The following is a 12,194-nucleotide window of genomic DNA, read 5'->3' on the forward strand; positions in this document are numbered from 1 at the left end:
GTCCGGTACGTGGTGTACCGGACCCGGGGCCGTTCGCTGTGCCCTGAGCGGTCAGAACAGCCGCAGCTTGTCGTCCTCGATCCCCCGCAGCGCGTCGTAGTCGAGCACCGCGCACCGGATGCCGCGGTCCTCCGCCAGCACCCGGGCCTGGGGCTTGATCTCCTGCGCCGCGAACACGCCCTGCACCGGCGCCAGATGCGGATCCCGGTTCAGCAGGTCCAGGTACCGCGTCAGCTGCTCCACGCCGTCGATCTCGCCGCGCCGCTTGATCTCCACCGCGACCGTGGCGCCGGCCGCGTCCCGCCCGAGGATGTCGACCGGCCCGATGGCCGTCATGTACTCGCGGCGGATCAGCGTCCAGCCCTCGCCCAGGGTGTCCATCCGGTCGGCGAGCAGCTCCTGCAGATGCGCCTCGACGCCGTCCTTGACCAGACCCGGATCGATGCCGAGCTCGTGCGAGGAGTCGTGCAGCACCTCCTCCATGGAGATGATCAGCTTCTCCCCGGCCTTGTTCTCCACGGTCCACACGACCTTGCCGTCCTCGCCCGCCTCACCCTCCTTCAGGGTGCACGGCGGGGACATCCAGTTGAGGGGTTTGTAGGCCCGGTCGTCTGCGTGGATGGAGACGCTGCCGTCCGCCTTGACCAGGATCAGCCGTGGGGCGGAGGCGAGATGGGCGGTGAGGCGTCCGGCGTAGTCGACGGAGCAGCGGGCGATCACAAGGCGCATGACGGACCACGCTACCAGTGGCCGATTGTTCCCATTCTTGTGGTGCGCCCCCATCCGGCGACCTACCGTGGATGCAGGCGGTTGTTGCGCATGTACGCACGGTGGCGACCGCTTTCCCTGTCCGTGTGACCGTTCTTGACAGGAGGGACGGTCATGAGAGGAGAAACCATGTCGCTGGACGTCTCACCAGCTCTACTGGCACAGGCCGAGCGGGGCGAGGTCGACGAGAAGGAGTTCGTCGACTGCGTCCGGACCTCCCTGCCGTACGCCTGGGAGATGATCAGCTCGCTGGTGGCGCAACTGAAGGTCGACGGCGGAGACTTCGCCGACAACCAGACGCCGCCGCCGGACGAGCAGGCGCGCGGGCAGCTGCTGCGCGCACTGGCGAGTGACGCCATACGTGGCTCCCTGGAGCGCCACTTCGGTGTCCGTCTCGCCTTCCAGAACTGCCACCGGGTGGCAGTCTTCCCGCTGGACCCGGCCGTCGACGGGACGCTCGCGCGTTTCACGTCGGCCCGCAACCAGCTGCTCAACCAGTCGCCGGAGCTGCGCGACTGCTGATCCGGCCGACCACGGAACGCCGGTAAGCGCCGCTGCCGCTCCCTACGCCGCCCGAACTGCCAGAGACACCCATCCGTCCCGGACTCCCGACGGTAAACCCCCCGGACAGGGTCTCGGTCAGCTTTCGAGGAGCGGCAGCACCTCGCCGCCGAGCCGCGTCACGTTCAGCTCCGTGGCCGCCAGCTCTCCCGAACCCTCCACCAGAAGCGCGAACCGGGTGATCCCCGTGCGCTCCGCCGTGGCCGCCAGCCGGTCGGCCGCCAGCCGGGGCGGACCCACCGGGTGCAGCCGGCACAGCATCTCGACGTAGGCGTCCGGATCGCGCTGCGGGCCCGGCCGGCCGTCCACCGTGACGTACGACTCGAACGAGGTGCGCAGCAGCTCGGCCAGCGCCTTCGTCAGCACCTCCGCGGCCTCCCGCCGGGTGTCCCCGAGCTGCGCGACCCCTGCCGACACATGCCGCTCCGCGGTGGCCGCCACCAGCTCCGGATCGTGTCCGGACTCCAGCGCCGTACGCCGCCACAGCGCCGTCATCTCCGCCTTCTCCTCGTCGCCGCAGTGCATGCCGACGAGCATCGGCAGCAGCCGGCCGGCCGCGAGGCGCACCGTCCGCGGCGAGGTGCACGCGACCATCACCGGTGGACCCGCCGGGCCGTCCAGCGCCTCGTCGGGCCGGGGGACGACCTCGACCTCGCGGAAGCGGAACCGCTCGCCCCGCGCGCCCACCCGGGGCTCGCGCAGCCAGCGCAGCAGCAGGTCCAGCGCCTCCGGGAACCCCTCCTCGTACGCCTTCAGTCCGGTACCGAAGACCTCCAGCTCCGCCCACGGCCCGCCGCGCCCCACGCCGAGCGTGAAGCGTCCGCCGGACGCCAGATGCAGCAGGGCGGCCTGCTCGCCCAGCGCCACGGGGTGCTGCGACGACAGCACGCTCACGGCCGTGCCCACGCCGATGCGGTGTGTGCGGCCCAGCAGCAGGGCGGCGAGCGTGGCGGCGTTCGGGCAGGTCCCGTACGGAATGAAATGGTGCTCGGCGAGCCAGACGTCGCTCAGCCCGGCTGCCTCGGCGACCTCGGCGCTGCGCACGGCCCGGTGCAGTGCCTCGCCGTGCCCCTGACCCGGGAACTGCCCCCCGAGCACAAAAGCCCCGATATGCATATCGGCCCCTAGATCGTGTTTCCCTATAAGTCCCCCGTAACGGCACTAACGCCCGACACGTGCCAAGGGCACGGTCTCGCGCGTCAAGTACTCAAGATTGTCGCGGACTTGGGTGATCTCGTCTCCGCTTGCCCGGAGACTATGACAGCGGCCCCTTAGGCTGGTAAAGGGGTCGTCCGACCTCCGAGCGCAGTCAGGAAGGACCTGCTACCCCATGTCCCCGCGCAGAAACCGCCCCCGGGGCGACGCCAAGGGCCGCCCGCCGGCCGGCGAGGAACGCGACCTCACCGGCGTCTTCGGCCGGCGCGACTCCTGGCGCGGCGAGGACTGGCTGGTCCGCCAGGTGGGCGGCGCCGCGGCCGCCAAGCACTACCGCTGCCCCGGCTGCGACCAGGAGATCCCCCCGGGCGTCCCGCACGTGGTCGTCTGGCCCGACCAGGGCGACGTCGACGACCGCCGCCACTGGCACACGGCCTGCTGGAACGCCCGCGACCGCCGCGGCGCCCGCATCCAGCGCGGGCGCAACGCGCCGCGGTACTGAGGGGTGGCGGTCGGGGGTCCCGCGGCTGAGGCGAGCCCGGCCCCCCGGCTCAGACGTCCCGGCGCGACAGCGACAGCGCCGCGCCGGCCAGCACCGCCGCGGTCACCAGGGCCAGCAGGCCCAGGAGCTTCCAGCCGCCCGACTCGGGGGAGCCCTCCAGGGGGATGAGGAACAGCGCCGCCAGTCCGTTCAGCGGGGAGTACTCGATCAGGCTGTTCGCCAGGTCCCGTTCGCCGCTCGCCTGCAGGAAGACGCCGATGACCAGCGGCAGCAGGATCACGCCGAGCATCGTCGTGACCGCGCCCGCCGTGTGGCGCAGCAGGGCGCCGACGCCGACCGCGAGCAGGCCGAGCAGGGCCACGTACAGGGCCGCGCCGACGGTGGCGCCCAGCCAGTCCTCCACGGAGACGGGGTCGGGACCGTCGATGAACCCGGGACCCTCGACCGGGTCGTAGACCGTCGTGCCCGGCTTGTCGCTCAGCGCCGCGTAGTTCAGCGCCGCGGCGATCGTCGCCGCCACCGCCGTGAGGGTGAAGGCCAGGGCGAAGAAGACGACGCCCTTGGCCGCCAGGACGCGGACCCGCTGCGGGCAGGCGGTGAAGGTCGTACGGACCATGCCCGTGCTGTACTCCGACGTCACGACCAGGACCCCGAGCGTGATGACGCACACCTGGCCCAGCACCAGGCCCGCGAAACCGCCGGAGAGCGGGTCGGAGACGTACATGCTGCCGCTGCGGCTGGCCGCGGCCAGCGCGCCGATGCCGATCACCAGCGCCAGCATCAGGCCCAGCGTCCACATCGTCGAGCGCACCGAGCGGATCTTCGTCCACTCCGAGGCGAGCGCGTCCCCGAGATGCGTTCTGCGTACGGGGATGGGGGAGGCGTAACCCGCCCCGGTGGTGAGGGTGTCCTGCGTCATCGGGCTGCCTCGCTTTCCAGCACCTCGACGTCCTGCGGGAGCGGCGGGGGCGGTGGCGCCTGGGCCAGCAGGCCCGTGCGCTGGTCGGTGGTGGAACGGAAGTCCACGGCGGACTGGGTGAGCTGCATGTACGCCTCCTCCAGCGAGGCGCTGTGCGGGGAGAGTTCCCACAGCCGTACGTCCGCCTCGTGGGCGAGGTCGCTGATCCGCGGCAGCGGCGGGCCGATGACGCGCAGCGCGCCGTCGGGCAGCTCCTCGACGCGGGCGTCGGCCTCCCGCAGCGCCGTCGCCAGCCGCCGCGCCTGCTCCTCGTCGGGCGTACGGACCAGGGCGTAGCCCGCGGAGCTGCGCTCGATGAACTCCCGCACCGAGGTGTCCGCGATCAGCTGGCCCCGGCCGATGACGATCAGATGGTCCGCGGTCAGGGACATCTCGCTCATCAGATGGCTGGAGACGAAGACCGTACGGCCCTCACCCGCGAGCCTCTTCATCAGATTGCGCACCCACAGGATGCCCTCCGGGTCGAGGCCGTTGACCGGTTCGTCGAAGAGCAGCACCTGCGGATCGCCCAGCAGAGCGCCCGCGATACCCAGCCGCTGCGCCATACCGAGGGAGAAGCCCTTGGAGCGCTGGAACGACACGTCCCGCAGGCCCACGACGTCCAGCACCTCGTCGACGCGGCGCTCGGGGATGCCGGACAGCTGCGCCAGGCACTTCAGATGCGCGCGGGCGCTGCGCCCGCCGTGCACGGCCTTGGCGTCGAGCAGCGCACCCACCTGGCGGGGGGCGTTCGGCAGCTTCCGGAACGGGAAGCCGCCGACGGTCACGGTCCCGGAGGTGGGCTCGTCCAGCCCCAGGATGAGCCGCATGGTCGTCGACTTGCCGGCGCCGTTCGGGCCCAGGAAGCCGGTCACGGCGCCGGGTCGCACCTGGAACGACAGGTTGTAGACGGCCCACTTGTCGCCGTAGCGCTTGCTCAGGCCGCGTGCCTCGATCACTTTTCCGGGTCCCTCCCCTCGGGGGCGGCTCCGCCCCCGTGTGAGCTGAGAGGTTAGCGGGAGGGAAACGGTTCCCGTCCCGTCCGGCAAGATCCGGATCCGTCGGCGGGGCCGCCTCCGCTCGCGTTGTGCAAGAAAATTACGCCGAGCTGACGAAATCTTGCAGATGCTCCTGTACGGTCAGGGCGTGACCCGACGACTCTCCAGAATCGCCGCCTTCGCCGGCGTCAGCGAAGTGACCGTGAGCCGTGTGCTCAACGGCAGCCCCGAGGTGGCGCCCGGTACCCGGGACACCGTCCTCACCGCCCTCGACGTCTTCGGCTACCCCCGCCCGTCCGCCAGCCGCCGCGAACGGGCGCCGCTGATCGGGCTGGTGGTGCCCGATCTGCAGAACCCCGTCTTCCCCGCCTTCGCCGAGGCGATGGCCGGCCGGCTGAACAAGGCGGGGCTGATCCCCGTGCTGTGCACCCGCACCGCGGACGGGGTCTCCGAGGCCAACTACATCGAGATGCTGCTCGGGCAGAACATCGGAGGAATCGTCTTCATCGGCTCCAGCTTCGCCGACGCCGGCCCCGAGCAGGGCCGCGCGCTGCAGGAGCGCAAGGTGCCGATGGTGCTGGTCAACGCCGCCGACGACAACCGGGGCGTGGCGCAGATATGCGCCGACGACACGCACGCCGCGCAGCAGGCGCTGACCCACCTCGAGGCGCTCGGACACGAGCGGATCGGCCTGCTGCTCGGCCCCGTCGGCCATGTGCCCTCGGCCCGCAAGCTGGCCGGGTTCGCGGCGTTCGCGCAGGCCAGGGGGATGACGCAGGAGCAGTGGCGGCCGCTCGTCGCGCATGCGATGTTCTCGATGGAGGGCGGGGCCACCGCGGTCGGGCGGCTGCTCGCGGAGGGGGTCACCGGGCTGGTCTGTGCCAGCGACGCCCTGGCGCTGGGGGCGGTCAGGGGGGTGCGCCGACTCGGGCTCGACGTACCGCGCGACGTGTCCGTGGTCGGTTTCGACGACTCCGTCTTCATGGTCGCCGCCGATCCGCCGCTGACCACGGCCCGCCAGCCCGTGCAGGCGATGGCCTCGGCCGCCGTGTCCGCGCTGCTGGGGCAGATGGACGGGCATGCCGGCGACCCGGGGCCGGTGCTCTTCGACACGGAGCTGATCGTCCGCGGCTCGACCGCCGTACGCCGCAGGCCGGCCGGCTGACTCGACGTCGCGGCCGTGGTCCACCCGTGGGCCGGTCCACCCCACGCAAGCGGCTTGCATTAATTTCTTGCGTAGATTCATTGACTTCTTGCGTCGCTCGCTTTTACGGTCTGCAACGTCGCTGATGGCTCCGGGATCCCCGACCTCCCCGGAGTCCTCGTCCCGCACTCCCAGGAAGGCGCTCCCGCCATGGATCGCATCAGAACGCGAAGGTTCGCCGCCGCCGGCCTCAGCTGCGCGCTCGCGCTCGGCGTCGCCGCGTGCGGTGACTCGTCCTCGTCCGACGGCGAGGGCGCCGGCGGCAAGGTCAGGATCACCGTCAACGGCATGCCGCCCAAGACGCAGACCGTCGACCGGGCGAACTTCGAGGAGGACGTCCGGCTCTTCGAGAAGAGCCACCCGGACATCGACATCGAGCCCCGCGAGGGCCTGATGGACCCGAAGACCTTCTCCGCGAAGCTCGCCGGCGGCCAGCTGGAGGACGTGTTCTACGTCTACTTCACCGACCCGGCCGGTCTGATCGCCCGCCACCAGGTCGCCGACATCAGCCCCTACCTCAAGGGCGTGCCGCAGGTCGGCGACGTCCGCCCCGAGCTGCAGAAGGTCTTCCAGGACGCCGACGGCAGGACGTACGGCCTGCCCACCGGCAACTACTCGCTCGGCCTGCTCTACAACCGCGAGCTGTTCAAGAAGGCCGGACTGGACCCGGACCAGCCGCCGGCCGACTGGGACGCGGTCCGCACGGCCGCGCAGAAGATAGCCGGCCTCGGCGACGGCACCACCGGCTACGCGGACTTCAGCAAGAACAACCAGGGCGGCTGGCACCTGACCTCGTGGATCTACTCCATGGGCGGGGACGTCGCGGTCAAGGACGGCGACACCTGGAAGGCCGCCTTCGACAGCGACGCCGGACGCAAGGCGCTGCAGACGCTGCACGACATGCGCTGGACCGACGACAGCATGGGCACCCGCCAGCTGCTGGAGATCCCGGACGTGCAGAAGATGATGGGCGCCGGGAAGCTCGGCATGTATATGGCCGGCCCCGACAACATCCCCACCATCGTCAAGCAGTTCGAGCGGAAGTACGACGAGTACGGGCTGACGGCGATCCCCGGCTCCGCCACCCTCGGCGGCGGCGACGGCTACATGTTCAACGCCAAGTCGTCCCCCGAGAAGATCAAGGCCGGTATCGAGTGGCTGCGCTGGAAGTTCTACGACCCGGCGTCCGAGGAGCGGCACACCAAGAAGTCCGCCAGCACGGACGTGCCGATCGGGCTGCCGCAGCCGAACCTCTTCAGCGGTGAGAACCAGGCCGAGGTCGACGCGATCCACGCGCGGTACGCCAACGTGCCGCAGGAGAACTTCAAGCCCTTCGTGGACCGCTCCGCGAGCGTCGAGCTGAAGGTCGAGCCCCCGAACGCCCAGCAGATCTACACCGTTCTGGACGGTGTGATGCAGGCGGTGCTCACCAAGAAGGACGCGGACATCGACCAGTTGCTGGCCGACGCCGCGAAGCAGACCGACGCGATCCTCGCCACGGTCAGGTGAGCCGGTGACCGGGCCGGCCCGGCGGACCACCCCGCCCGCCGCGCCGGCCCGGCTCCACCCGTGCCCGCCGGCACCGGCCCAGGAGCAGGACCAGGCCCAGAGAAAGCGCATCCGCACATGACTGCCGAATCCGTGACACCCGCCGACGCCGTGGAGCGCCCCGCCGTAACGGCGAAGGACCGCACGCCCAAAGCGGCCGGAGGGACCTCCGCCGTACCGGCGAAGGACCGCATCCCGAAGGCGCCCGGCCGCAAGCGACGGCTCGTCCCCGGCCCCGGCGCCCGCCGCCGGCTGCGCGAGAACCTGGTCGCGTACGCCTTCCTGCTCGCCGGCATCCTGTGCTTCGCGGCCTTCTCCTGGTACCCGATCGTCAACGGCATGCTGCTCGGCTTCCAGGAGGTGACCTTCGCCCAGCCCGCGCGCTGGGTGGGCCTGGACAACTTCCGCCGCCTCTTCGAGGACCCGCTCTTCCTCACCGCCTGGAAGAACACCGGCTACTTCACCCTGCTCGCCCTGGTCTTCGGCTTCGCGACCCCGTTCGTCACCGCCGTGGTCCTGAACGAACTGCGGCACGGCAGGCCGTTCCTGCGGATGACGGTCTACCTGCCGGTGATGCTGCCGCCGATCGTGACCCTGCTGCTGTGGCGGAACCTGATCTACGATCCGGGCCCGGGCCTGTTCAACAACGCCCTGGAGGTCCTCCACCTGCCGGCCCAGCAGTGGCTGGAGTCGGAGCACCTCGCCATGGTCTCCCTGGTCATCGTCTCCACCTGGGCCAACATGGGCACGACCACGCTGATCTATCTGGCCGCCCTCAGCGGTGTCCCGGGCGAGCTGTACGAGGCCGCCGAGCTCGACGGCGCGTCCATCCGGCGGCGGCTGTGGCATGTGACGATCCCGCAGCTGCGCTTCATCCTGATGATCACGCTGCTGCTGCAGATCATCGGCACCATGCAGGTGTTCATCGAGCCGTTCGTGCTCACCGGCGGCGGTCCGAGCGAGGCCACGCTCACCGTGCTGCTGCTGCTCTACCGCTACGCGTTCGTCTACAACGACTTCGGGCTGGCGAGCGCCATGAGCACGGTGCTCTTCGTGGTGCTGGGCCTGTTCGCGGGCCTGTACCTGCGGCTGACCCGGACCAAGGGCTGAGAGGAACCACGATGGCCGAGACGCGCGACCGCACGCTGATATCCCCGTCCGAGATGAACCGGCGCACGGGCCGGTTCCTGTACCGCTTCGTCCTCGTCTCCACGCTGGCGGGCTTCACGCTCGCCTTCCTCCTCCCGCTGTACCTGATGGTCTCCGGCGCGCTGAAGTCCTCGGCCGAGCTGGCCGACTCCAGCCTCACGCTCGTACCGCGGTCCTTCCACCCGGAGGCCTACACCAGGGCCTGGGACAGCGTCGGCCTCGGCCACTACTTCCTCAACACCCTGGTGCTGGCCGCCGGCGCCTGGCTGGCGCAGCTGCTGGTCGACGTCGCCGCCGCCTACGCGCTGTCCAAGCTGCGGCCGGTGCTGGGGAACGTGGTGCTCGGCATGATGCTGGCCACGCTGATGCTGCCCGTGTCGGCGCTGCTCGTACCGACGTACCTGGCCGTCACCGACGTACCGCTGCTGCACCTGAACCTGATCGACACCCCGTGGGCGATCTGGCTGCCCGCCTGCGCCAACGCGTTCAACGTCTTCATCCTCAAGCGGTTCTTCGACCAGATCCCCGCCGAGCTGATGGACGCCGCCCGGATCGACGGAGCGGGCACGGTGCGCGTCCTGGTCTCCGTGGTGCTGCCGCTGTCGCGGCCGGTGCTCGCCGTCGTGTCGATCTTCGCGGTCGTCGGGGTCTGGAAGGACTTCCTGTGGCCGATGCTCGTCCTGCAGAGCCCGGAGAAGCAGCCGATCACGGTGGCGCTGCTGCGCCTGTCCCAGGACATGCCGGCCAACCAGCTGCTGGCGGGCATGGTGATGGCCGCCGTCCCGCTGCTGGTCCTCTTCCTGATCTTCCAGCGCCACATCATCGCCGGACTGACCGCGGGCGGCCTCAAGGGCTGACCGCCGGCACCACCCGGCGCGCCGCAACTCCGGCCGGCAGCGCCCCCCGCAGCGACGACGACCCCGAGAAGGAGTCCCACGTGAGCACGTCCACCCCCGCTCCCGCCTGGTGGCGGCACGCCGCGATCTACCAGATCTACGTCCGCAGCTTCGCCGACGGCGACGGCGACGGCACGGGCGATCTGGCCGGCGTCCGCGACCGGCTGCCCTATCTGCGGGAGCTGGGGGTGGACGCGCTGTGGTTCAACCCGTGGTACGTCTCACCGCTGGCCGACGGCGGTTACGACGTCGCCGACTACCGCGACATCGACCCGGTCTTCGGCACCCTGGCCGAGGCCGAGCAGTTGATCGCCGAGGCCCACGGGCACGGCCTGCGGGTGATCGTCGACCTGGTCCCCAACCACTGCTCCGACCAGCACCCGTGGTTCCGGGAGGCGCTCGCGGCCGGTCCCGGATCCGCCGCCCGCGAGCGGTTCTGGTTCGTCTCCGGCGGGGAGGAACCGCCGAACGACTGGCAGTCCTACTTCGGCGGCCCGGCCTGGACGCGGCTGCCCGACGGGGACTGGTACCTGCACATGTTCGCGCCCGAGCAGCCCGATCTGAACTGGGAGAACCCGGACGTCCGGGCCGAGTTCGAGGACATCCTGCACTTCTGGCTGAAGCGCGGCGTCGACGGCTTCCGCATCGACGTGGCCCACGGGCTGGCGAAGAAGGCGGGGCTGCCGGACGCCGGACCGGACCCGGACCCCACCGACCTGCCCTACCAGGACGTGGCGGAGGTCCACGAGATCTACCGCTCCTGGCGCAAGATCCTCGACTCCTACCCCGGCGAGCGCACCTTCATCGGCGAGGTCTGGCTGCCCACCCCGGGCCAGTCCGCCCAGTACCTCCGCCCGGACGAACTGCACTCGGCGTTCAACTTCGAGTTCCTGTGCTGCCCCTGGGAGGCGGCGGCGCTGCGCGGCGTCGTCGACTTCACGCTCACCGCGCACGCCCCGGTCGGCGCCCCGCCCACCTGGGTGCTGTCCAACCACGACACCATCCGCCATGTCACCCGTTACGGCCGCGCGGACACGTCCTTCGACATGGCCGCCCCGCGGCTGCTCGACCCCAGCGACCCCGGGCTGGGCCGCCGCCGCGCCCGCGCCGCGGCGCTGCTGACGCTCGCCCTCCCGGGCGGGGTGTACGTCTACCAGGGCGACGAGCTGGGCCTGCCCGAGGTGCAGGACATCCCGGACGAGCTGATCCAGGACCCCAAGTTCGCCCGTACGAACGGCGAGAACCGCGGCCGCGACGGCTGCCGGGTCCCGCTGCCGTGGACCGCGGAGGGGCCGTCCCTCGGCTTCTCGGACAGCGCGGAGCTGTGGCTGCCGCAGCCCGCCGGATGGGCGTCGTCCAGCGTCGCCGCACAGACCGCCGACCCCGCGTCGGTGCTCAACCTGTACCGGACCGCGCTGGCCGTGCGCCGGGCCCGGCTCGAGAAGCTGCCCGAGTCGCTGACCTGGCTGGAGTCGCCGCCGGGCACGCTGAGCTTCGCCCGGGGGGACTTCCGCTGCCTGGTGAACCTGTCCGCCGCGTCCGTGCCGCTGCCGGCGGGCGAGGTCCTGCTGAGCAGCGTCCCGCTGGAGCAGGACCTCGTGCCCGCGGACGCCTGCGTCTGGACGCTTGCGCGGTCGTAGCCGGAGCCGGGGCGGGTGCCAGGCACCCGCCCCTACGCGTCCCGCTTCTTCAGTACGAAGTAGCCCCCGACCAGCGCCGCCAGCACCCACAGCGCCATGATGCCGAACCCCGTCCACGGTCCGTACGGGGCGGCGTCGCTGCCCATCGCCGTGGGCACCACCTGCATGACCTGCGAGCCCGCCTGGTCCGGCAGGTACCGCGCGACGGTCTTCGCGCCGGGGACCGCCGACAGGATCGGGGAGACCAGGAACAGGAACGGCATCAGGATGCCCAGCGACAGCATCGAGCTGCGCAGCATCGTCGCGACGCCCATCGCCAGCATCGCGATCAGCGTCATGTACAGGCCGCCGCCGAAGACCGCCCGCAGCACGTTCTCGTCGCCGATGTGCGCCCGGTGCGAACCCAGCAGCGCCTGGCCGAGGAAGAACGTGGTGAAGCTCGTCACCATGCCGACCACGAACGCCAGCGCGGTCGCCGTGGTGATCTTGCTGAGGTAGAACAGCCCGCGCCGCGGCACCGCCTGCAGCGAGGTGCGGATCATGCCGGAGCTGTACTCCGTACCGACCACGAGCACGCCGAAGACCACCATCGCGAGCTGCCCCAGGGTCATGCCGAAGAAGCTGACGAAGGTGGGGTCGAAGGTGGCGCGTTCGAGGTCGGAGAGATCGTCGAACGTCGCCTTCATCACCGCGGACAGCGCGGCGCCCACACCGACCGTGACGATCAGCGCGATGAGCAGCGTCCACTTCGTGGACGCGACGGTGCGGATCTTCGTCCACTCCGACTGCAGGACCGCCGTCGAGGAAGCCATCGC

Annotated in this window: 11 protein-coding genes and 1 pseudogene; 7 read left to right on the plus strand and 5 right to left on the minus strand. The window is 70.9% G+C overall.

All coding sequences use genetic code 11. The features are described 5' to 3' along the window. Positions 1 to 51: 51 nt before the first annotated feature. On the minus strand, positions 52 to 729 hold the full coding sequence (nucS, locus tag AB0M28_RS27415) for an endonuclease NucS (protein WP_365410414.1): 678 nt from the start codon (positions 727 to 729) through the stop codon (positions 52 to 54). A gap of 168 nt (positions 730 to 897) precedes the next feature. Between nucS and AB0M28_RS27420 the strand changes: the two genes are divergently transcribed. Beyond that, entirely contained in the window at positions 898 to 1,290 is a 393-nt protein-coding gene (locus AB0M28_RS27420; RefSeq protein WP_365410501.1) for an SCO5389 family protein, read from the plus strand. 117 nt (positions 1,291 to 1,407) lie between these two features. Here AB0M28_RS27420 and AB0M28_RS27425 read toward each other — a convergent pair whose 3' ends face one another. Then, positions 1,408 to 2,445, minus strand: a complete 1,038-nt coding sequence (locus AB0M28_RS27425) for an LLM class flavin-dependent oxidoreductase (protein ID WP_365410417.1) — start codon at positions 2,443 to 2,445, stop codon at positions 1,408 to 1,410. Positions 2,446 to 2,659: 214 nt separating this feature from the next. Between AB0M28_RS27425 and AB0M28_RS27430 the strand changes: the two genes are divergently transcribed. Beyond that, a complete protein-coding gene (locus AB0M28_RS27430; protein WP_365410420.1) occupies positions 2,660 to 2,986 on the plus strand; it encodes an ATP/GTP-binding protein in 327 nt (108 codons plus the stop codon). Positions 2,987 to 3,035: 49 nt separating this feature from the next. Here the strand turns inward: AB0M28_RS27430 and AB0M28_RS27435 are convergent, their stop codons facing one another. Beyond that, positions 3,036 to 3,905, minus strand: coding sequence for an ABC transporter permease (locus AB0M28_RS27435; protein ID WP_365410423.1), 870 nt, complete (start codon positions 3,903 to 3,905; stop codon positions 3,036 to 3,038). 50 nt (positions 3,906 to 3,955) lie between these two features. Further along, a pseudogene (locus tag AB0M28_RS27440) lies at positions 3,956 to 4,903 on the minus strand (ATP-binding cassette domain-containing protein); the annotation flags it as partial. Positions 4,904 to 5,090: 187 nt separating this feature from the next. On the opposite strand from AB0M28_RS27440, the gene AB0M28_RS27445 reads away from it, so the two are divergent. The 5 genes from AB0M28_RS27445 to AB0M28_RS27465 all read left to right on the plus strand — a co-directional run bounded on the left by AB0M28_RS27445 (position 5,091) and on the right by AB0M28_RS27465 (position 11,379). Continuing rightward, positions 5,091 to 6,107 carry a LacI family DNA-binding transcriptional regulator gene (locus tag AB0M28_RS27445; protein ID WP_365410426.1) on the plus strand — a complete coding sequence of 339 codons (1,017 nt, stop codon included), beginning with the start codon at positions 5,091 to 5,093 and terminating at the stop codon, positions 6,105 to 6,107. A 189-nt stretch (positions 6,108 to 6,296) separates the two neighbouring features. Beyond that, positions 6,297 to 7,655, plus strand: a complete 1,359-nt coding sequence (locus AB0M28_RS27450) for an extracellular solute-binding protein (protein WP_365410429.1) — start codon at positions 6,297 to 6,299, stop codon at positions 7,653 to 7,655. 117 nt (positions 7,656 to 7,772) lie between these two features. After that, positions 7,773 to 8,804, plus strand: coding sequence for a sugar ABC transporter permease (locus AB0M28_RS27455; RefSeq protein ID WP_365410432.1), 1,032 nt, complete (start codon positions 7,773 to 7,775; stop codon positions 8,802 to 8,804). A gap of 11 nt (positions 8,805 to 8,815) precedes the next feature. After that, entirely contained in the window at positions 8,816 to 9,700 is an 885-nt protein-coding gene (locus tag AB0M28_RS27460; protein WP_365410435.1) for a carbohydrate ABC transporter permease, read from the plus strand. An 80-nt stretch (positions 9,701 to 9,780) separates the two neighbouring features. Beyond that, positions 9,781 to 11,379, plus strand: a complete 1,599-nt coding sequence (locus tag AB0M28_RS27465; RefSeq protein WP_365410438.1) for an alpha-amylase family glycosyl hydrolase — start codon at positions 9,781 to 9,783, stop codon at positions 11,377 to 11,379. Between the two features lie 32 nt (positions 11,380 to 11,411). Here the strand turns inward: AB0M28_RS27465 and AB0M28_RS27470 are convergent, their stop codons facing one another. Next, a complete protein-coding gene (locus AB0M28_RS27470; RefSeq protein ID WP_365410441.1) occupies positions 11,412 to 12,191 on the minus strand; it encodes an ABC transporter permease in 780 nt (259 codons plus the stop codon). Positions 12,192 to 12,194: the final 3 nt, after the last annotated feature.

It is taken from the genome of Streptomyces sp. NPDC051940 (assembly GCF_040680895.1).
Taxonomy (GTDB): Bacteria; Actinomycetota; Actinomycetes; order Streptomycetales; family Streptomycetaceae; genus Streptomyces.

Excerpts from the sequence above, each read along its gene's own strand:
- nucS (WP_365410414.1), bottom strand. The coding sequence starts at position 729 with ATGCGCCTTGTGATCGCCCGCTGCTCCGTCGACTACGCCGGACGCCTC.
- AB0M28_RS27420 (WP_365410501.1), top strand. The coding sequence starts at position 898 with ATGTCGCTGGACGTCTCACCAGCTCTACTGGCACAGGCCGAGCGGGGC.
- AB0M28_RS27425 (WP_365410417.1), bottom strand. The coding sequence starts at position 2,445 with ATGCATATCGGGGCTTTTGTGCTCGGGGGGCAGTTCCCGGGTCAGGGG.
- AB0M28_RS27430 (WP_365410420.1), top strand. The coding sequence starts at position 2,660 with ATGTCCCCGCGCAGAAACCGCCCCCGGGGCGACGCCAAGGGCCGCCCG.
- AB0M28_RS27435 (WP_365410423.1), bottom strand. The coding sequence starts at position 3,905 with ATGACGCAGGACACCCTCACCACCGGGGCGGGTTACGCCTCCCCCATC.
- AB0M28_RS27450 (WP_365410429.1), top strand. The coding sequence starts at position 6,297 with ATGGATCGCATCAGAACGCGAAGGTTCGCCGCCGCCGGCCTCAGCTGC.
- AB0M28_RS27455 (WP_365410432.1), top strand. The coding sequence starts at position 7,773 with ATGACTGCCGAATCCGTGACACCCGCCGACGCCGTGGAGCGCCCCGCC.
- AB0M28_RS27460 (WP_365410435.1), top strand. The coding sequence starts at position 8,816 with ATGGCCGAGACGCGCGACCGCACGCTGATATCCCCGTCCGAGATGAAC.
- AB0M28_RS27470 (WP_365410441.1), bottom strand. The coding sequence starts at position 12,191 with ATGGCTTCCTCGACGGCGGTCCTGCAGTCGGAGTGGACGAAGATCCGC.